General features: G+C 60.7%; 20 protein-coding genes. 9 read left to right on the top strand and 11 right to left on the bottom strand.

Translation table 11 applies throughout. From position 1 onward, the window contains the following. Positions 1–8 precede the first annotated feature (8 nt). Positions 9–734: a Crp/Fnr family transcriptional regulator gene (locus ACSQ3G_RS31130; RefSeq protein WP_105401831.1), complete on the bottom strand. Its 726-nt coding sequence runs from the start codon at positions 732–734 to the stop codon at positions 9–11. Positions 735–1,013: 279 nt separating this feature from the next. Here ACSQ3G_RS31130 and ACSQ3G_RS31125 point away from each other — a divergent pair, with 279 nt between their 5' ends. After that, positions 1,014–1,289 carry a DUF6894 family protein gene (locus ACSQ3G_RS31125; protein WP_436113087.1) on the top strand — a complete coding sequence of 92 codons (276 nt, stop codon included), beginning with the start codon at positions 1,014–1,016 and terminating at the stop codon, positions 1,287–1,289. 56 nt (positions 1,290–1,345) lie between these two features. Here the strand turns inward: ACSQ3G_RS31125 and uxuA are convergent, their stop codons facing one another. From uxuA to ACSQ3G_RS31090, 7 genes are all read right to left on the bottom strand, one after another. Continuing rightward, positions 1,346–2,545 (bottom strand): mannonate dehydratase, encoded by a 1,200-nt coding sequence (uxuA, locus tag ACSQ3G_RS31120; RefSeq protein WP_436113086.1) that lies wholly within the window; start codon positions 2,543–2,545, stop codon positions 1,346–1,348. A gap of 16 nt (positions 2,546–2,561) precedes the next feature. Continuing rightward, a complete protein-coding gene (locus tag ACSQ3G_RS31115; RefSeq protein ID WP_436113085.1) occupies positions 2,562–3,611 on the bottom strand; it encodes an L-idonate 5-dehydrogenase in 1,050 nt (349 codons plus the stop codon). 56 nt (positions 3,612–3,667) lie between these two features. Beyond that, positions 3,668–5,074: a TRAP transporter large permease gene (locus ACSQ3G_RS31110; RefSeq protein ID WP_436113084.1), complete on the bottom strand. Its 1,407-nt coding sequence runs from the start codon at positions 5,072–5,074 to the stop codon at positions 3,668–3,670. Between the two features lie 2 nt (positions 5,075–5,076). Further along, on the bottom strand, positions 5,077–5,652 hold the full coding sequence (locus ACSQ3G_RS31105) for a TRAP transporter small permease (protein WP_436113083.1): 576 nt from the start codon (positions 5,650–5,652) through the stop codon (positions 5,077–5,079). 69 nt (positions 5,653–5,721) lie between these two features. Next, positions 5,722–6,696: a sialic acid TRAP transporter substrate-binding protein SiaP gene (locus ACSQ3G_RS31100; protein WP_046665592.1), complete on the bottom strand. Its 975-nt coding sequence runs from the start codon at positions 6,694–6,696 to the stop codon at positions 5,722–5,724. A gap of 57 nt (positions 6,697–6,753) precedes the next feature. After that, positions 6,754–7,467, bottom strand: a complete 714-nt coding sequence (locus ACSQ3G_RS31095; RefSeq protein ID WP_436113082.1) for a FadR/GntR family transcriptional regulator — start codon at positions 7,465–7,467, stop codon at positions 6,754–6,756. A gap of 116 nt (positions 7,468–7,583) precedes the next feature. Further along, on the bottom strand, positions 7,584–8,498 hold the full coding sequence (locus ACSQ3G_RS31090; RefSeq protein WP_105401836.1) for a LysR family transcriptional regulator: 915 nt from the start codon (positions 8,496–8,498) through the stop codon (positions 7,584–7,586). A 237-nt stretch (positions 8,499–8,735) separates the two neighbouring features. Here ACSQ3G_RS31090 and ACSQ3G_RS31085 point away from each other — a divergent pair, with 237 nt between their 5' ends. Together ACSQ3G_RS31085 and ACSQ3G_RS31080 are read left to right on the top strand one after the other, a co-directional pair. Further along, a complete protein-coding gene (locus tag ACSQ3G_RS31085) occupies positions 8,736–9,632 on the top strand; it encodes an MBL fold metallo-hydrolase (RefSeq protein ID WP_436113081.1) in 897 nt (298 codons plus the stop codon). A gap of 181 nt (positions 9,633–9,813) precedes the next feature. Next, on the top strand, positions 9,814–10,053 hold the full coding sequence (locus ACSQ3G_RS31080; RefSeq protein ID WP_436113080.1) for a hypothetical protein: 240 nt from the start codon (positions 9,814–9,816) through the stop codon (positions 10,051–10,053). A gap of 101 nt (positions 10,054–10,154) precedes the next feature. On the opposite strand, the gene chrA is transcribed toward ACSQ3G_RS31080, so the two are convergent. The 3 genes from chrA to ACSQ3G_RS31065 all read right to left on the bottom strand — a co-directional run bounded on the left by chrA (position 10,155) and on the right by ACSQ3G_RS31065 (position 13,636). Then, on the bottom strand, positions 10,155–11,561 hold the full coding sequence (gene chrA, locus ACSQ3G_RS31075) for a chromate efflux transporter (RefSeq protein ID WP_436113079.1): 1,407 nt from the start codon (positions 11,559–11,561) through the stop codon (positions 10,155–10,157). A 5-nt stretch (positions 11,562–11,566) separates the two neighbouring features. Beyond that, positions 11,567–12,379, bottom strand: a complete 813-nt coding sequence (locus tag ACSQ3G_RS31070; RefSeq protein WP_436113078.1) for a chromate resistance protein ChrB domain-containing protein — start codon at positions 12,377–12,379, stop codon at positions 11,567–11,569. Positions 12,380–12,619: 240 nt separating this feature from the next. Beyond that, entirely contained in the window at positions 12,620–13,636 is a 1,017-nt protein-coding gene (locus tag ACSQ3G_RS31065; protein WP_436113077.1) for a LacI family DNA-binding transcriptional regulator, read from the bottom strand. A 146-nt stretch (positions 13,637–13,782) separates the two neighbouring features. Here ACSQ3G_RS31065 and ACSQ3G_RS31060 point away from each other — a divergent pair, with 146 nt between their 5' ends. The 6 genes from ACSQ3G_RS31060 (at position 13,783) to ACSQ3G_RS31035 (ending at position 19,911) form a co-directional block, all read left to right on the top strand. Then, complete coding sequence (locus ACSQ3G_RS31060; RefSeq protein ID WP_436113076.1) at positions 13,783–14,817, top strand: Gfo/Idh/MocA family protein; 1,035 nt, start codon at positions 13,783–13,785, stop codon at positions 14,815–14,817. An 11-nt stretch (positions 14,818–14,828) separates the two neighbouring features. After that, a complete protein-coding gene (locus tag ACSQ3G_RS31055; RefSeq protein ID WP_436113075.1) occupies positions 14,829–15,734 on the top strand; it encodes a sugar phosphate isomerase/epimerase family protein in 906 nt (301 codons plus the stop codon). Positions 15,735–15,812: 78 nt separating this feature from the next. After that, positions 15,813–17,045, top strand: coding sequence for an ABC transporter substrate-binding protein (locus tag ACSQ3G_RS31050; RefSeq protein ID WP_105401843.1), 1,233 nt, complete (start codon positions 15,813–15,815; stop codon positions 17,043–17,045). Positions 17,046–17,117: 72 nt separating this feature from the next. Next, entirely contained in the window at positions 17,118–18,020 is a 903-nt protein-coding gene (locus ACSQ3G_RS31045; protein WP_105435299.1) for a carbohydrate ABC transporter permease, read from the top strand. Further along, complete coding sequence (locus ACSQ3G_RS31040; RefSeq protein ID WP_436113074.1) at positions 18,017–18,844, top strand: carbohydrate ABC transporter permease; 828 nt, start codon at positions 18,017–18,019, stop codon at positions 18,842–18,844. The genes ACSQ3G_RS31045 and ACSQ3G_RS31040 overlap by 4 nt, the downstream gene beginning before the upstream one ends. Then, positions 18,841–19,911 carry an ABC transporter ATP-binding protein gene (locus tag ACSQ3G_RS31035; RefSeq protein WP_436113073.1) on the top strand — a complete coding sequence of 357 codons (1,071 nt, stop codon included), beginning with the start codon at positions 18,841–18,843 and terminating at the stop codon, positions 19,909–19,911. Before ACSQ3G_RS31040 ends, ACSQ3G_RS31035 begins: the two co-directional genes overlap by 4 nt. Positions 19,912–19,932 lie beyond the last annotated feature (21 nt).

The raw sequence follows: 19,932 nt of genomic DNA, 5'->3' as shown, positions 1-19,932 counted from the left end.
CTTTTGCTTTAAAAGGCCTGGAAAAGCCCTGACATCAGCCGTCGGTAGTCCTCCTCGGGCGGACCGTAGGCGTCGTGGGCGAACTCCTCCATTGCAGGCCTGTCCCGGATGGTGATCATCCCTCGCTGCGAGCGGATGAACAAATTGCCCTCGAGGATGTGCAAGGAACTGGTCACGCTCGGGCGCCGCACGGCCAGCATCACCGAAATGAAATCGTGGGTAAGGGGGATTTCATTTCCCATCAAGCGGTCGTGGCACATCAGCAACCAGCGGGCCAGTCGCTCATCTACGCCATGGACAGCGTTGGACAATGCGGTATAGGCCACCTGAGCCGTGAACGCTTCGACGGCGCGCAACAGGAGCTTTGCAAAGTTCCTATTTTCCTGTTGGAGGCTGACGAACTGTGGAAGCGTCATCCGGTAAGCCTCACCTGCCACCTGCATGTTGCAGTCGAAGATATTGACGTTGCTTCCCATGGCCGCGGACGTCGGGAAGAACCCTTCGTTGCCGAATATGCCCGCTTCGGCCCTTTGTCCTTCCGGTGAAACGGCAACCATCGACGCGATGCCGTCTGTCGGAAAATAGACATGTTCGATCTGTTCATGGCGCATGCCCAATGGGGTGCGGCGCGGCAGATCGATATGCTCCAAATGACGTTCGACTTGCTCGAAGTCGGCGCTTGGCAGTGATGCGAGGAGCTTGTTGCGCATGGATGTTTGGGAAATTGCCGTCATGGTTCTCTTGGCCGGTGTTGGGGCAAGAGTAGCCACTCTCAGCCGTCTGCGCCCTGAGAATTCAGCAGACGATATTGGCAGTATACAAGCTTCAAAATACCGCGGTGGTTTGGTGCGCCAGCGGACAATCCGTCGCTCCAAGTCCGCCAACTGCAGGTATTTGTCCTGTGCGGAGGGTATTTAGTCCCGTAGACAATTCTAAAATACTAGATATATTCATATCCCTATCAAACGATGTGCTTTGGCGGGAGGAGCTAGTCGCGACCCTGGAGCACTCGAATGCCGAAATTCTTCCTTCACCTGAATTATTTGTCTGCGCTCGTGATCGATGATCCTGACGGCTCGGACCTTCCCGATCTTCAAGCTGCGACCACGGAGGCGACCCGAGGCATCCGCGATCTCGCCGCAGACTGCCTTCGCGGCGGTGGGCAGTTCGGTCTTCGCAGTATCCGTGTCTGCGACGCAGCGGGGGACCTTCTTTCGGAGGTCACGGTTCATCAGGCGCTCGCCTGCATCATTCCTTCCGGCGCGGTTGAACCTCCGCCGGCTGTTTGAACGGCCATGTTCTCAGCGACTATGTGACGACTGTTGGCCGGGCAGCCAGTTCATGATCATGCCCTCAGGCCATAGCGGGGATGCGTGAGCGTTCGCTCGATGCCGCGAAGCTCCGCCAGCCCCTTCAGCCGCCCGATGGCGGGATAGCCCGGCTGCGCACCGCGGGCCAGGTCGTCGAGGATTTCCTGCCCGTGATCCGGTCGCATGGGGATGCGGTGATCCTCGCGGCCTTCCCCGCGCCGATGGGCCTCCTCCGAAAGCAGCGCGGCGATCACGGCAACCATGTCCGTTGCGCCTTCCAGGTGCTCGTCCTCGAAGAATGAGCAGGGGACCGTGTCGGTGTCCCGCGTCACATTGCGCAGATGCACGAAATGAATGCGGTCGGCAAAACGCGAGGCGATGAAGGGCAGATCGTTATCGGCTCTTGCGCCCAGCGAGCCGGTGCAGAGCGTCACGCCATTGGCACGCGCGCTGACCTGATCCAGCATATGTGCGTAATCGGCTTCGGTCGACAGGATGCGGGGAAGGCCGAGCAACGGCCAGGGCGGATCATCGCCATGGGCGCAGATGTTGATGCCGACTTCTTCCGCCACGGGCGTGACTTCCGTCAGGAAGTCGACGAGGTTCTGCTGCAGTCGTGCCCGGTCGATGCCCTGGTAGGACCGCAGCTTTTCCAGCAGCTGGTCGAGCGTATAGCCGTCCGCCGAGCCCGGCAGCCCGGCCCCGATGTTCTTGCCCAGGGCTGCGATCTTCGCATCCGCCATCGCGGAAAACCGCTCTGCCGCTTCCTCCCGCAGCCATTCCGGATAATCGCGGTAAGCCTCGGGACGTTTGAGGATATGGATATCGAAGGCGGCAAAATCGGTCAGGTCGAACCGCATGGCCTTCGCGCCATGGCGGGTGTCCCAGCGCAGGTCCGTGCGTGTCCAATCGAGGATCGGCATGAAGTTGTAACAGACCGTGCGGATGCCGGAGGCCGAGAGACGCCGCAGCGTTTCCTGCCAGTTGGCAATGTGGCGCTTCCAGTCGCCGGTCTGCGTCTTGATGTCTTCGGAAACCGGAACGCTCTCCACGACATCCCACACCAGGCCGCCGGCCTTGATCTCCTCGTGCCGCCTGGCGATCTCGTCGACCGGCCAGACCTCGCCGGTCGCAATGTGGTGGAGCGCCGAAACGATGCCTTCCGCGCCGGCCTGCGCGGCATCTCCCACGCTCACTTTGTCGATCGGGCCGAACCAGCGCCACGTATGTCTCATGTCTTGTCCCTCACGATTATTTGGTCTGCTGGAATGTGATCTGCACCTTGCAGGCCTTGGAACGATCCGCAGCCTGCTCGAAAGCCGCGGTCACCGCATCCAGCGGGAAGCTGTGTGAAATGATCGGCCGCACGTCGATACGCCGCCGGGCGATCAGATCGACCGCTTCGGCGAATTCCGCATGGAAGCGCTGCGAGCCGCGCCAGACGATCTCCTTGCCGACCAGCGCATTGAGCGGGATGGTCATGTCACCGGTCACACCGACCTGGACGAGGGTTCCGCGGGGCTTGATCGCGGCAAATGCCGAGCGCAGGGCCGCACCTGAAGCCGAGCATTCGAACACCACGTCGAAACTGCCCTTGTTCTCCTGGAAGGGAAGAAGCCCGTCCGGATTGGAAGCCACGTTGATCGTCTCGGTCGCCCCCATGGACGGCGCGCGTGACAGTGCCGCATCGGCCAGATCAGTTACCACGATCCGGGCGGCGCCCGCATGCCGGGCCGCGGCGACCGTCAGAAGTCCGATCGGACCTGCTCCCGTGACCAGCACGTTGCGACCCGACAGGTCTCCGGCCTGGGCGACGGCATGCAGGCACACGGCAAGCGGCTCCGCACAGGCGGCCTCGCCCGGCGACACATCCTGCCCCACCGGATGGCACTGGATCGCCGGGACGACCAGCCTCTCGCGGAACATGCCGTTTTCGTGCGGCAGGCGCATCGCCGAGCCCATGAAACGCATGTCGAGGCAATGGATCGGCTGGCCGGTCCGGCAGTATTGGCAATCGCCGCAGGGCTGCGACGGATTGACCGCAACCAGTTGCCCGAGTTCGAGCCCTAAAACTCCTGCGCCCAAGGCTTCCACGAAGCCGGAGGCCTCGTGGCCGGCGATGATGGGTTCGCGAACCCGCACCGGCCCGAACCCGCCATCCTGATAATAGTGGAGATCGGAGCCGCAGATGCCGCCCGCTGCCATTCTAAGCAGCACCTCGCCTGGGCCGAGATCGGGGGCATCCAGCGTCTCCACTCGGAGGTCACGCTGAGCATGAAGGCGGGCAACGCGCGTCTGCATCGCACTGGTACCTTTCGTTCAAGAGGTCGCCGGTCCACCGAAGGCGGACCCGGCGGTTATCGGATGAGGCCAAGCTGGGTGGGCAGCCAAAGCGTGATCGCCGGGATGAAGGTGATAAGGCCGAGCGCGATGAACAGCGGGATCATCCAGGGCAGGATGGCAAGCGCAGTTCGTTCCACCGACAGTTTGGAGATGCGGGAGAGAACGAAGAGCACCATGCCCACCGGCGGAGTGAGCAGGCCGATCATCAGGTTGAGAGTGATGATGAGACCGAGATGCACCGGGTCGATGCCGTAGCGTGCGGCCACGGGCATCAGGATCGGTACCAGGATGCTGATGGCGGCGATCGTATCGAGGAAGGCGCCGACGATCAGAAGCAGAATGTTGACGATGATCAGGAAGGTCCACCAGCTGTCCGTCAGGCTGAACATGAAGTTGGAGAACAGCTGCGCTGCCTGGCTGACCGTCAGCAGCCAGGCGAAGATGGATGCCGCGGTGACGATGAACAGAACGGAGGCCGTCGTTTCGATCGTGTCGAAGGATGCCTTGGCCAATGCCCTCACCGTCATGGTGCGATAGCGCACCAGGCCGAGGAAGAGCGACCAGAGGACAGCCGCCACGGCGGCTTCGGTGGGCGTGAACCAGCCCATGGTCATGCCGCCGATCAACAGGACAGGCGTCATCAGGGCCATGACGGCGGAAAAATCGAAGTACCAGTCCAGCGCCACCAGAAACGCAAGCCCGATCAGCACCGCGACATTGACCGACAGACCCGCCAGGATCATCAGGTAGACAGTGGCAGGGAAGGCAAGCACGATCGCCACTTCGAGCGAGGCGCCGAGCAACTGTTTCAGCTCGAAGGGCGTATCGGAGCCCCAGCCCTTGCGTTTGGCGAAAATATAGACGGTGAGCATCATCAGCGATGTCATCACGATGCCGGGGATGATGCCCGCCATGAACAGGGCGCCGATCGACGCATTCGCCATCATGCCGTAGATGACGAAAGGCAGCGACGGCGGGAAGATCGGGCCGAGCGTTGCCGACGCCGCGGTGACGCCGACGGCCGCCTCGACCGGATAGCCATGGTCTTTCATAGCCTTGATTTCGATCGTGCCGATACCGGCAGCATCTGCCAGCGCCGTTCCGGACATGCCGGAAAAGACCACCGAGCCGATGATGTTGACTTGCGCCAAGCCGCCCTTCATCCAGCCGACGAGCGAAAGCGCAAAGCGATAGATGCGGCCGGTGACGCCGGCAATGTTCATGAGGTTGCCGGCCAGGATGAAGAACGGCACGGCAATCAGCGGAAAGCTTTCGACGCCGGCGATCATGCGCTGGGCGGCGATGATGTCAGGAGCCACGCCGTAGATCACCAGGTAGAGCAGTGAGGCGACAGCCATGGAGACGGCGACCGGCGTGCCGATCATCAGAAGTACGAGGAATGACCCAATCAGAAGCAGCATGGTCAAATTCCTCCCACATGGATATCGTCCTGCGCCTGCTCGCGCACGGTCTTGGTGCCGGTCAGGTCCTTGACCAGGTTGTGGACGGATCGCAGGAACATCAGGGCGAAAGCTGCAAAGACTGTGTAGAAGACGATGCCGCGCGGCAGGTCGACCGTGACCATTCGCTCCTCCCCGACAATCTCCAGATAACGCCACATCAGCCATGTGATATAGGCGAAGAAGGCAATGCTGATCGCATCGACCACGAGTTCCAGGAGCCTTCCGGCCCGCCTCGACAGGAAACGGTAGAGCAGATCCACATGAATATGCCGGACCATTCGCACGCACATCACGGAACCGAGAAACACGACGACGACCAGGCAGTTGGCGGCGATTTCCTCCGTCCATGAAAAGCTGTCGTTCAGCACGTAGCGTGTGAAAAATTGCAGGAATACGGATAGACCCATGGCCCAGAAGACCGCAAGCGTCACCCAGTCCTCGATGGCATAGGGAGACAGGTCAACGGGCGCTGCTTCCTCCTCAAAGGCATGCGCCATTTCTTCCACGCTTATCGGCGCGTGCGAATGCTCCGTCATCGGGTCCACTCCGTTCATGAAAAATCGCAAGAGATTGCCCCGACGCGTTGCACGCCGGGGCTGGGATCGTCACTTCAACGCGCGGATGGCTTCCCAGTCGGCCTTTTCGTAGCCGAAGTCCTCGAGCTTCACCTTGTCGATGACGTTCTTCTCGAAGTCTGCCTTGTCGATGTCGGTAACGGTCAGGCCCTTCTTCTTGAATTCATCGACGAGCGCCTTTTCGCGGGCTTCGATGGTCTTGGTCGTGCGGGCTGCGGCTTCCAGCATCACATCCGTGAAGATCTTCTTGTCTTCGTCGGAGAGGCTGGCCCAGCGGGTCTTGGAGACGACGGTATTGAGATGATCGACGATGTGACCCGTCAGCACGATGTTCTTCTGGACCTCGTAGAACTTCTTGGCCTCGATCGTCGTCAGCGGATTTTCCTGGGCTTCCACGGTGCCGTTCTGCAGCGCCAGGTAGACTTCCGCAAAGGCAATCGGCGTCGTGTTGGCACCGCAGGCGCGCGGCATTGCCAAGTAGGCCGGAACATCCGGTACCCGCATCTTCAGGCCTGCCATATCGGCGCATTTCGAAATTGGGCGATTGGATGTGGTGTGGCGCGTTCCATAATAGCTGAGAGCGACGATGTGGTTGCCCGTCTTGTCTTCGTAACCCTTGGCGAGCTTCTTGAAGACGTCGCTCTTCGTATAAGCCAGAAGATGGCTCGGGTCGCGGAAGATATAGGGATAATAGGTGACGCCGATCGGCTTGTGGTCACGCGCCGCGAAGCTGGAGCCGGAGATGATGATATCCACGGTGCCGAGCTTGAGGCCCTGGTTGATGTCGGCTTCCTTTCCAAGCTGTGAAGCCGGATAGACGTCGATCTTGTAGCGGCCATTGGTCCGCTTGGCGATCTCGCCGGCAGCCCAGACCGAGTCGGTGTGGAAAGGTTCGGGTGTCTCATAGACATGAGCCCATTTCAGCACGGTCTCGGCATGCGCCGAAAGCGTCGATGCAACGATGACTGCGGCGGCGCCCAGCAATGTTTTCAGTCGGTGTTTCATTCTTTCCTCCCAGGTGAAACGGAACTGTATGGTCGATCCGGCCGCGATGGCGGACGGTCAGTCTTCTCGGGTCGGTTCCTCCCCGAAGCTTTCCGAGAATCTCTTTTGCGCCAGCGTCAGGTGACGACGCATGGCCTCGCGCGCAGCGGCGGGATCCCCCGCGGCAATGGCGTCACGAATGACACGGTGCTCCTCGAGCGCCAGCTTCCAGGTGTGCGGTCCTTCGAAGTAGCTGGCGAGCTTGGTGAAATAGGGCGACATCCGGGTATCGTAGATCAGCCCCGTGAAGTGCTTCAGCGCCGAATTGCCGATGATGTCGGCGATCGCCGTGTGAAAGTCGCGGTCGCAGGCAAGAGCGACGGGGCCGTCGTTCAGCGACTGCTCCATGCGCTCCAGCAGCAGATCGATGCGGGCAATGCCGTCGGGCGTTACGAGACGTGCGGCCTCTTCCGCGATGCCGCTTTCGATCAGGCAACGCGCCTGAAGGATTTCGAGGGGGCCGCCGCCTTCGTCGTTCGGCAGGACACTCGCGGGCTGCTTCGGGGCGCTGGAGATGTAGACGCCGGATCCCATCCGGATCTGGATCCGACCTTCGACCTCGAGCACGATCAGTGCCTCGCGGACTGTCGGCCGGGAAACGGAAAACCGCTCGGCAAGCTCCCGCTCGGGCGGAAGCCTCGATCCCGGCTTCAGTTCCCCCGTGTCGATCAGCACACGAATCTGCTCCGCGACCTGGCGATAAAGCCGGCGCGGCTCCAACGCCACGAACATCGAATTCCTCCGAGCGCATCACTCCCTTGATGCGCATGCGGTCAGATTGTCTGACCAATTTATACTATGAGTGAATTGGAAAATCTGTCAAGCCGCAGATGGCCGGGAACCGGATTTCATTCCGCGCCCGGTGTTTCGGTTCTCAAACCCGCTATCAGCATTTCCACGAATGCGGAGACTTTCGGCGGACGGAAGCGTGCCGCCGGATAGACCGTGAACACGCCACCCGAGGGCAGCTGCCAATCGGGCAGGACGTGAATCAGGCGTCCACTGGCCAGTTCAGCGTTCGCGAGAAAGTCCGGCAGGACCGACAATCCGCCACCTTGCCGCGCCGCTTGCATGACCGCCGGCGTGGTATTGATCGCGATCGACGCCTTGAACCGCACCGTCAGCGTCTCCTGACCGCCGCGCGTGAACCTCCACTCCAAGGGTTCTCGTAGCGCGTTGTTGGCAACAAAAGGCAGGGTGGGTAACTCGGCGAGCCCATTCAGGTCCGCTATTCTGCCGGCAAGCTGCGGCGGACCGACCAGGTATTGCTGAAACGAGCCGATCCGCCTGGCCTGCAGGCTTGAGTCGGCGAGCCACCCGACACGAATGGCGAGGTCCATATTGTCGGCGACCAGATCGACCATCTTGTCGCTGAGGTTCAGTTCGACCTTGCAATCCAGATAACGGGCCGTGAAGGCGGTGACCACCGGCACGATGACCGAGGTGCCATAGTCATAGGGCGCCGTGATCCTCAACAGGCCTTTGGGTTCTGACCTGGCTTGCGCCAGTTCCGCCAGCGCATCCTCGGCCTCCCTCAGGATCGATACGCATCGGGCGTGAAACATCCGGCCCGCCTCGGTCGGCTGCAGACGCCGCGTCGTGCGCATCAGCAACGTCGTGCCGACCTCCTTTTCCAGCCTTGCAACCTGCTGGCTGACGACCGCCTTGGTGATGCCGAGATACTCGGCCGCCCGGGTGAAAGACCCCGCATCGATGACAGCCACGAAATAGGCGAGCCGGTTGAGATTGGTCGCATCCTGCATGAAGGCTTCCCCTGTGATTGTCAGCTCTTAGCATACATTCTGTCGTGTTTGTTGGTCTTCCTGGTTCTATTTCCTCATGTCATTTACGGCTTCACAAGCAGCGCGGCATGAGCGTCAGGATCCACATCCCCCATCGGCTGGATCCGCTGCCGGGATCAGACCGGCATCCCATCAGGCTGCCAGCCCAGTCGTCATAACCTGAATTCCAGAGACCGAACGCAACACCAGGAGACAGCGATGTTCACAAGGAGAACGATGATGAAAACCACTCTCGGCGCAGGCGCCACCGCCGTCTTTGCGCCCGTGGGTCTCGGCCATGCCGCCACCGGCCTGACGTGGAAGCACTTTCCTGCCGGGCAGAACGGGTTCTTCCGCAGCCCGGTCCTGGTCTCCGGCGCAACGGAAGCCATATTGATCGACGGCGGCTTCACGCTCGCCGACGGCAAGGCTGTCGCCGAAGCGATCAAGGCCACGGGCAAGACGCTCACCACGATCTATGTCAGCCAGTCCGATCCGGATTATTATTTCAGCCTTGGCCCGATCAAGGCTGCCTTCCCGGGTACCAAGGTGATCGCGGCCGCGGCCACTGTCGCGGCCATCAAGAGCAGTGTCGAAAAGAAGCTTGCTGTCTGGGGGCCGCAGCTCAAGGAGAACGGCCCGCAGGCGCTGGCCGACATCGTCATGCCGGAAACCTTTGACGGCAAGGCGCTGACGGTTGACGGCGAAATCGTCGAGATCGTCGACGCGGAAGGCCTGTCCAATCGCCGTTATCTCTTCGTCCCGTCGTTGAACGCCGTATTCGGCGGCGTGATGATCTTCAACGGTGTTCACGTCTGGACGGCCGACACCAACAGCGCCGAATTGCGGGCCGCCTGGATCGCCAATCTCGAGAAGATCGCAGCGCGCAAGCCGGTAATCGTGGTCGCCGGCCATATGACGCCGGAAGCACTGAGTGACCTTTCAGGCGTCGCACATACCATCGCCTATCTGAAGGCGTTCGAGGAAGAACTGGCAAAGGCCAAGGGTTCGGCCGGGCTGAAGGCGGCGATGGAAGCGCGCTTCCCGGGGCTTGGCATGGGCATCGCGCTCGACATAGGCTCCAAGGTCGCCACTGGCGAAATGAAGTGGGGCTGACCGCAATGCGTGCAAATCTCGCTCCCACCCGGCCCTGTTAGCGGGAGGGTGGTCTCAAGATAAGGGTCACAATCTTGTTGCGGCCCTGCATCCGATGGGACCGGCGTGCGCTTGGCAGCAGCACTTTCAGCTTCGACATCCGGGTGCTAGACGCTGGATTTTGCGTCTGAAGGATATTCCCATGAAGAAATTGATTCGCCTGCTGCTGACGGTCGTCCTTGCAATCGTTGTTCTCGTCGGTTTCCGCTGGCATCGCTATGTCACCAATACTGACAGCCCCTATGATGAAGTCGGCATTACGCTCAATAGTTCCATGCCCGGTCCGATCAACAGCTGGGGGTGCGCCAGGCTCAAGGCCACCTTTGCCGGTTCCTTGCCGCCCTACGGCTGTGCCGCAGGCAATGCGACGCAGTGGCGGTAGACAGCTGCACCAGTCGCGTCAAAGCCGCAGGATCTATTCGCGTCGCCCCTTGACCGGCACCAATCTAAACAATGCCGAGACGCCAAGCGTCTCGGCCCACATCAACTCAAGGCGATAAAGCTCCAGCAGATTCCCAAAACTGCTGACCCCAGAAGCGTCGTGATGACCGACAGGCCAAAGCGGAAGATGGATATGGCGGCGATGGCCGTCAAAACGAGTGAGGGCAAAATAACCGAGCTCAAGACAGGTATATCCATGGACCACGGACCCGCCGATATCTGGCGAACCTCGCCAAACAGGACGTGCAGGCCGAACCAGACCGCGAGGTTCAGGATCACGCCGACGACGGCGGCGGTAATTGCCGACATTGCCCCCGTCAGGGCGACGTTGCCCCGCATCTTTTCGATGAATGGGGCGCCTGCAAAAATCCAGAGGAAGCTTGGCAGGAACGTAACCCAGGTCGTCAGGATGGCGGCGAGGGTCGCTGCGGTCAGCGGATTGATCGCTCCCGGATCACGATGGCCCGCAAGGAACCCGACAAATTGCGTGACCATGATCAATGGCCCGGGTGTCGTCTCCGCCATGCCGAGTCCATCGAGCATTTCACCGGGACGGAGCCAGCCGAACTGCTCGACGGCCTCCTGCGCGACGTAGGCGAGCACGGCATAGGCGCCGCCGAAGGTGACGACCGCCATCTGACTGAAAAACACGCCGATTTGCGAAAATACGTTGTCACGGCCGAGCGTCAGCAGCAGAACGGCGACCGGAAGGAGCCACAGCGCCGCAAGGATGCCTGAGGTCTTCAGCGACCAGGCCAGGTTCGATCGCGCATGGACGGGAATGTCTTCGCCGAGAACGGAGTCCCGATCTTCGAGGATTTTGCCGGAACCGGATTTGTGCCCGCCGCCGACCCTGAACGCAGCGACCCCGGCACGGCCGCCAAAATATCCGATGGCACCAGCACCGATGATGATCAGCGGAAACGGCACGTGAAGGAGGAAGATCGCCACAAACGCGGCGGTGGCGATCGCCACCATCACCTTGTTCTTGAGGGCGCGACTGCCGATCCGAAAGACCGCCTGAATGACGACCGCGAGCACGGCACATTTCAGGCCGAAGAACATCCCCTCAATGAGGGTCACGTCGCCGAAGAGGACATATATGTAGCTCAGCGCCAGGATCGAGATGAAGCCCGGCAAGACAAACAGGAGACCTGCAATCATGCCGCCCTTCGTTTTGTTGAGCAGCCAGCCGATGTAGATGGCGAGCTGATGGGCCTCGGGACCGGGCAGAAGCATGCAGTAGTTGAGGGCGTGAAGGAAACGATGCTCCCCGACCCAGCGCTTTTCGTCGACGACGATCCGGTGCATCACCGCGATCTGGCCGGCCGGGCCGCCGAAGCTGAGTGCGGCGACCCGTGCCCAGACCTTGACGGCTTCGGAAAGAGGTACGACATCGCCGCCGGCGACCGGCTGGCTGGCGATGAGGCTTTTTGCCGTATCGGTCATGGCCGCTACCCCTTCCTCGGATTTGGCCAGTTATGTGTCTCCTCCGTGGCGTCGCGGCACCAGCGATACATCGCGTCATAGACCAACAGGCCGGCCTGCAATTGCTCAAGATCGTCGTTGAACATCCGTGACAATCCGAGCGAGATGGCCAGCAGACCCTGCGCTTCAGGGGCCAGCTCGGGTCGGGCCGTGTCGGCGCCCCGCACGATGGTGGCGAGATGCAAAAGAGCGTCGCTCTTCAATCCGAACTCGTCGATCATCACGTCGAAGGTGCACAGTTCCCCGCGATGGCTCCAGAACACGTCCTCGATGTCAAAAGGCGTCGCGTTGAAGCGGTCGCCCACCAGCGCCACTTCGCTCGCCGGAACGAACAGAAAGATCGCGGCAGGATCGACGAACCGACGGATCAGCCACGGGCAGGCGATCCGGTCGATCTTTGGGCGGGACCTCGTCACCCAGACGGTTCGCCCCTGGACGTCCCGCGAAGGGAGCTTTTCCTCGGGAACGAGAATGCCTTGCGAGTCGCGCCAGGCCTCGAACCCGCCTTCCAGCGTTTCGGCTTGTTTCCCCATTGCCCTGAGATGTGCCGCAACGCCATGGCCGAGTTTCTGTCCTCTCTGGCAAAGGACAATGGCAGGACCGGCTATCTCGGTGCCCCATTCGGTAACGCGGCGAAAATCCCGGCGGATCGATCCGGGGATCAACCGGGGATCGCTTCCGAAATCCTCGTCGTTGCGGACGTCGATGATCGTCGGCAGGTTTGGCGTGCCGATGATGCGGGCAAGCTTGTCGGGTGTGATTTCAAGAAATGACGGCATGACGCGTCCTCCGTTGTTGCGGGTTCATGGACGCGATTCTTCGGCCGTGGCCTCGTGGGGTGATCGCAACCCCATGGCAGAGCATTTGCTTTCTCCCGTCCGGATGTCAAGCGTTTTGCAAAGCCTTTGGGAAATTCCCCAGCCCGAACACCGAGGTCCCCGATCCAATTCTCCTTAAGGTGCGTCATGGCTAAGACGTCATCTTCTGGGTTGACCCTGGGTATCCGCCGAGACTGCGGCTCAGCCGCTTGTGCCTTCGATCAATGTCATGGGCCAGATCACGCGGGGTGTCTGTCCGACGTAATCGGACTGATAGGCCGGCATGACCGACAGAAGATGCTCCGCCAGGCTGATCCCCAGATCACGAAGCGACAACGTAAAGCAGGTCAACGCCGGAGAGAGGAACTGGGTCTGAGGGCTGTAGCGACCGATGATCGCAATGTCCTTGCCCGGCTTGACGCCGGCGTCCTCTAGTCCTTTGTATAGCCCTGTCACCAGTATCTCATTGACCAGGACGATTGCCGACGGGCGTGGAGATCTGGATGCGATCTCGTGTGCTACAGCGTAGCCCCCCGCCTCGCTCGGTTTCGCCCGGAAGACATGATCTTCGCTGAGGACAAGCCCATGTTCCGCGAGCACCTCGCGGCATCGATCGGCAAACAGGTAACCCAGGTTGAGATCGCCATGGGGCCAGATGATCCCGATATCTCTGTGGCCCGCCTTGATCAGCCGTTTGATCGCGACCTCCGCCATGCCTTCGAAGTCCAGATCGATCCACGGCTGGCCGACATCGGTCAGGCTGCGGCCGAGCGAGATGAAGGGAATATCGTGCCGGTGCAACAGTTCGAACCGTGCATCATTGCGGCGGGTGGCCGAGAGGATGATGGCGTCGGCAAAACCGCGCGCCACGGTGCGTTGCAGATAGGCATAGGGATCTTCGTTGGAAGAGCAGAGCAGGGCGACGAGATCGAGCTTGTGGCGGCTAAGCACGGTCTGCACCCCGTCGAAAACGCTCATGAAGAAAGCGTCTCCCTGGCTGGTGATTTCCGGGCCGGTCTGCATCATGAAACCGACCACCCCGGTCGAGCCCTTGCGCAGTGAGCGGCCCGACTGGTTCGGCACATAGCCAAGCTTCTCCGCCGCCTCCAGAACGCGCCTGCGGGTTTCCGCGTTCACATCCGCCTTTCCATTGAGCGCGCGCGACACGGTGCCAATGGAAATATCCAGATAATCGGCAAGTTGGCGGATGCCTGTCACAGGGGAGCCTTTCAAGGGTTCGACATACGACCGTAATCGTTTTCGGAAGCAGTATTGACAAAAAAATCGATGCGTTCATAGTACCGTAAACGTTTACGGCTGCACAGGAGGTGCCGTGCCGTAACCATTGCATGGGGAGGATGTCGGTGACATACAAGGTCGTTTTGTGTGGCTGCGGAGCCATGGCCAAAGGGTGGCTGCGTGCGCTCCAGTCGAGGCCGAAGCTGAGGCAAGCGCTGACCGTCGTGGGTCTGGTCGATCTCGATGTGTCGGTTGCGCAGGCCCTGGCCGGCGAGTTTTCTCTTCAGCCCGTCTCTGTCGGATCCGATCTCACCGCCGTGCTCAGCGAAACCGGTGCGGACATCGTCTTCGACGTCGTCATTCCCGCCGCCCGCCATTCCGTCGTGAAGGCCGCGCTTTCCCACGGATGCCATGTGCTGAGCGAAAAACCCATGGCCACCTCGATGGAGCAGGCGACAGACCTCGTCCGCGCCGCCGAGGCTGCCGGGCGCATCCATGCCGTCGTGCAGAACCGGCGGTTCATTTCCGGTGTGCGGCGCATGCGACGCTTCGTCGAGAGCGGCGCGATTGGCGAGATCACCGCAATCCATTGCGATTTCTTCATCGCCCCGCATTTCGGCGGCTTCCGGGAGCAGATGGACAATGTCCTGCTTCTGGACATGGCAATCCACACCTTCGATGCGGCGCGTTTCGTTTCCGGCAAGGCACCGCTTTCCGTCTACTGCCTGGAAACAAATCCGCCCGGCTCCTGGTATGCCCATGGCGCCAGCGCCAATGCCGTGTTTCAGCTCACCGACGACGTGGTCTTCACCTATCGCGGCTCCTGGTGCGCTGAAGGCCAGCGCACCAGCTGGGAAAGCGAATGGCGCATCGTCGGCTCGAACGGAATGCTGACCTGGGACGGCGAAGATGCCTTCCGCGCCTCGGTTGCGGGAAGCGACAACGGCTTGCTGCGCGGCGCAATCCCGATCGAGGTTCTGCCGCCCGCCCGTGAGGAGGAAACCCACGGCCATGCCAGCGTCATTGCCGATTTCCTCTCGGCGATCGAAACCGGCGGCGTGCCGGAGACAGCGGGACAGGACAATATCAAGAGCCTTGCCATGGTGTTTGGCGCGATTGAAAGCGCCAGGTCCCGGCAAACCATCGACCTTGCAGCATAAGGGCCAGCAATATGACCGGACAGGCAAACCATTCCATCCGCATCGGCACCATGATCAGCGCCACCAAGGGCCAGGCCGCCGAGCGGATTTCCCAGATCGCCGACATGGGCTTTGAAAGCTTCCAGCCCTTTTTCTGGCAGACCGCCAACGGTCAGGACATCGCCGAGCTTGGCAAACGCTGCCGTGAGGCGATCGGCGAGCGGGACATCACGATCTCCACCATCGGCATGTTCGGCAATCCGCTGGAAGAAACGGAACTCGATCTCCAGACGCTTCAGGGCTGGAAGGACTGCATCGACAACGCCCATCATTTCGGCGCCACCTGCGTTGCCGGCTTCACCGGGCGCATCCGCAACAGGCCGTTGCCGGAAAGCCTGCCGCGTTATCGGCAAATCTGGAGCGAACTTGCCCGCCGCGCCGCCGACAAGGGCATCCGTATTGCCTTTGAGAATTGCGCCATGGACGGCAACTGGGCGACCGGCGACTGGAACATCGCCCATAACCCGGATGCCTGGGAACTTATTTTCAATGAGACGCCGGACGAGCATATCGGGCTCGAATGGGAGCCTTGCCACCAGATGGTTTATCTGATCGAGCCCTTGCCGCAGATCCGCAAATGGGCAAAGCGGATTTTCCACGTTCACGGCAAGGATGCGACCATCCGCTGGGACGTGATCCGCGAGCACGGCATCTTCGGAAAACATCCCTTCGTTTTCATGCGCACGCCGGGCTTTGGCGACAGCAACTGGACCGACATTATTTCGGAACTGCGGCTGGCCGGCTGGTCGGGCTCCATCGACATCGAGGGATGGCATGATCCCGTCTACCGGGATGCGCTGGAAATGACCGGCCAGATCCACGCCTTGAACCATCTGAAACAGGCAAGGGGCGGCACGTTCGTCGCCGATCCGGTCTGATGCGCAGGCCGGCTGGCCAGAGAAGGAGCTCTGCGTCAGCCGGATGAGAATTGAGGATAACCAAGAAGGAGGAGAACCATGGGTATCCGCAGGACTATGATTTCCATTGCGCTGGCTCTGGCCAGTGCGTCATTTGCCGGCATGAGCGCGAGAGCGGAGGATGTGAAACTCGTTCTCTGGTCGCTGGACCGCGATATCCAGCCCGCGCCCAACCTCATCAAGGAATTCAACGCGCAGAAGAACGGCATCCAGATCGAATATCGCCAACTCCAGTTCGACGATGTGGTGAGCGAGGCGATGCGCGCCTATTCGACCGGCAAGGCGCCCGACATCATCACCATCGACAATCCCAACCATGCCATGTTCGCGTCCCGCAAGGCCTTTCTGGATCTGACCGACATGATCCGGCAATCGAAGGTGATCAAACCGGAAAATTATTTCCCCGGCCCGCTGAAATCGGTGACCTGGGACGAAAAATATTACGGGGTGCCGAAGGCGACCAACACGATCGCGCTTTATTACAACAAGGATCTGTTCAAGGCCGCAGGTCTCGATCCCGAAAAGCCGCCGCAGACCTGGGCCGAACTGTTGGCGACGGCGAAAAAGCTCACCAATCCGTCCAAGAATATCTACGGCCTCACCTTTTCCGCCAAGGCCAACGAGGAAGGCACTTTCCAGTTCCTGCCCTGGGCGCAGATGGGCGGCGCCACCTATAAGACGATCAACAGCGAAGGTGCCGTCAAGGCCCTGACGGTCTGGAAGCAGATGCTGGATGAAAAGCTGGCCTCGCCGGATACGCTCACCCGAAGCCAATGGGATTCGACGGCCACCTTCAATGCCGGAAATGCGGCCATGGCGATTTCCGGCCCCTGGGAAATCGACCGGATGTTGAGCGACGCCAAATTCCAGTGGGGCACCGCGCTTCTGCCGGTGCCGAGCGAGGGCGCTCAGCGTTCATCCGCCATGGGCGATTTCAACTGGGCGATCTTTTCCAGCACCAAACATCCGAAAGAGGCTTTCAAGGCTTTGGAATTCTTCGCGTCGAAGGATGTGACCATGTACAAGGATTTCGGCCAGCTTCCGGCCCGGTCCGACCTTCCGGTCCCGCCGACGGGCAATGCCCTGAAGGATTCAGCGCTCGCCACCTTCGTGGAACAGCTGAAATATGCGCAGCCACGCGGCCCTTCGCCGGAATGGCCGAAAATCTCGAAAGCCGTACAGGACGCGATTCAGGCAGCCCTGACAGGCCAGATGGAGCCGAAGGCCGCGCTCGATCAGGCAGCTGCGAAGATCAAGTCGATCGGGGGCTGAGCCAGCCGCCATCCCGCAGTGACGGCCCGGCACCCACCGCCGGGTCATCATCCAGGCTTCAGCGAGGTTTCGATGAAAAGAGTGTTCTCCAGCATCACGGATGGCCGTGGCTTCGACCTTGTTCTGGTCGGGGTGCCCTTCACGTTTCTCCTGGCGCTGTCAGGACTTCCGCTGCTCTACAACATCCTGATGAGCTTCCAGGAAGTGGACATGTTCAGCCTCGGCAGCGTCATCCGGCCTTTCGTCGGCTTCAAGAACTATGTGGACCTGTTCACCCAGCCTGAAACCATGTCCATCCTCAGGAACACGATCGTCTTCGTGGTGGGGTCGATCACGGGGCAGTTCCTGGTCGGCTTTGCGCTCGCCTTGTTCTTCTGGATCAATTTTCCCGGCGCGTCCTGGCTGCGGGGCCTGTTTCTGGTTTCCTGGGTCATGCCCGGCCTCGTCGTCGGCGCCATCTGGAACTGGATCCTGTCGGGCGATTTCGGCGTGCTCAATTTTCTGCTGCAGCAAACCGGCCTCATGGACGGCAATATCTTCTGGCGGTCGGACCCGAATTTTTCGCTCTGGGCGGTCATCCTGGCCAATATCTGGCTTGGCACCTCCTTCAACATGATCCTGCTTGCGACCGGTCTTGCCGCCATTCCGGCAGATCTCTACGAGGCGGCGGAAATGGATGGCGCCAATGCCTGGCAGCGCTTCTGGACCATCACCCTGCCGATGATGCGCTCCACCATCGGCGCCATCATCGCACTCGGGCTGATCTTCACCCTGCAACAGTTCGATCTGTTTGCCGCGATTACCGACGGCGGCCCGAACAATTCGTCCAATGTCGCGCAATACTGGGCCTGGGATCTTTCCTTCCGGCAATATGATTTCGGCAAGGGCGCCACCATTTCCGTCATCATGACCGTCTTCGTGATGTTTGCCGCAGCCGTCTATGTCCGCTCCACACGTCACGAGGTGCGCGGATGAGTGACAATGCACGCAACCGGCTGCTGCTTGTCCTGTCCATCGTGATGGCGGCGATCTATCTCTTCCCGCTCTACTGGATGTATGTGACGGCGCTGAAAAGCGGCTCGGAAATGTTTGCCACGCCGCCGACATTCTGGCCCTCCTCTGCCCAATGGCAGACCTTCACCTATGTCTGGGAAAGCCGGAACATGGGCCGCTACCTGTGGAACTCCACCGTCATTGCCTTCGGTGCGGTGGCGCTGATCGCGCTTCTGGGCACCGGCTGTGCCTATGTGCTGGCGCGCTATCGCAATGTCTGGGTGGATATCGGGCTTTTCCTCATCCTGATGTTTCAGGTTTTGCCCGCCTCGTTGATGATAACGCCGATCTTCGTGGGTTTTTCGCAAGTGGGCCTGCTCGAATATCCGCGTTTTGCCGTTATCCTGGCCATTACCGCCAAAAGCATGCCCTTCTTTGTCGTGCTCGTGCGCGCAACGTTCATGGCCGTGCCGATGGAGCTGGAGGAGGCGGCGCTGGTGGACGGCAATTCCCGCATCGGCGCCTTCTTCAACATCGTTCTGCCGCTGGCGCGCAACGGCATTCTGGTCAGCGCCATCCTCATCTTCATGCAGGCCTTCGGCGAATTCGTCTATTCCAAATCGATGATCCAGGACATCCAGCTCCAGCCCGCCAGCGTCGGGCTCAATTCCTTCATGGGCCCGAACACCAGCGAGTGGAACAACATCATGGCCTACGCCACCATGTATGTGACGCCCATCCTCGCCATCTTCGTGCTCTTGCAACGCCGCATCGTGTCCGGACTCACATCGGGAGCCTTGAAATGACCCACCAGATCGAACTCTCGGCCGTCAACAAATATTACGGCGCCTATCATGCGCTGAAGGATATCGACCTTTCCATTCGAAAGGGTTCGTTCGTCGCACTGGTCGGACCGTCCGGCTGCGGCAAGTCCACGCTGCTGCGCTCGCTGGCGGGGCTCGAAACCATATCGAGCGGCGATCTCGTCATCGCCGGAAAGCGCATGAACGGGGTGCCGCCCCGAAAGCGGGATCTGGCCATGGTGTTCCAGTCCTATGCGCTCTACCCGCATATGACCGTCGAACAGAACCTGACCTACAGCCTGAAGATCAACGGGGTCGGCAAGGCGGAGAGGAAAAAGGCGGCCGCCGATGTCGCGGCGATTACCGGATTGTCGAACCTGCTGCACCGATATCCCCGCGAACTGTCGGGAGGGCAACGTCAACGCGTCGCGATGAGCCGCGCCATCATCCGCAACCCGCAGGCCTTTCTTTTCGATGAACCGCTCTCGAATCTCGATGCAGCATTGCGTGTCCACATGCGCAAGGAGATCAGGGCGCTGCATGATCGCCTCGGCGCGACTTCGGTCTATGTGACCCATGACCAGGTCGAGGCGATGACGATGGCGGATCATGTCGTCGTGATGCGCAACGGCGTCATCGAACAGCAGGGCAGGCCGCTCGATCTATATGACCGGCCCAGCAATCGCTTCGTCGCCGGCTTCATCGGCTCGCCGGCGATGAATTTCATTCCGGCGCGCTCGACGCCTGACGGCAGAGCCCTTGTTCTGGATCTTGCCGAGCCGCAAACCATTCCTTTCGATTGCCCGCTGCCGGCCGGGCGTGCCTTGATCGTCGGCATCCGCCCGGAGCATCTTACGTTAGCCGCGCCTGATGCCGCCGGCTTCAAGGTCGCCGTCGCGGCAGTTGAAACGACCGGCGCGGTGACGTTCATCACGACTGCGACAACGCCTGAGATTGTCATTGCCTTGAACGGCAGGAGCGTGGTGGTCGCGGGCGAAACCGTTCGTCTGACGTTTTCCGGTGACCATGTCCATCTGTTCGACGCCCAGACTGAACAGCGCCTCAAATGATCGTGCTGGCGCTATCGGTGT

The organism is Neorhizobium tomejilense (genome assembly GCF_964254135.1).
Lineage (GTDB): Bacteria > Pseudomonadota > Alphaproteobacteria > Rhizobiales > Rhizobiaceae > Neorhizobium > Neorhizobium tomejilense.
The sequence above is the reverse complement of the archived record's forward strand: the minus strand, read 5'-3'. Positions and strand labels throughout refer to the sequence as shown.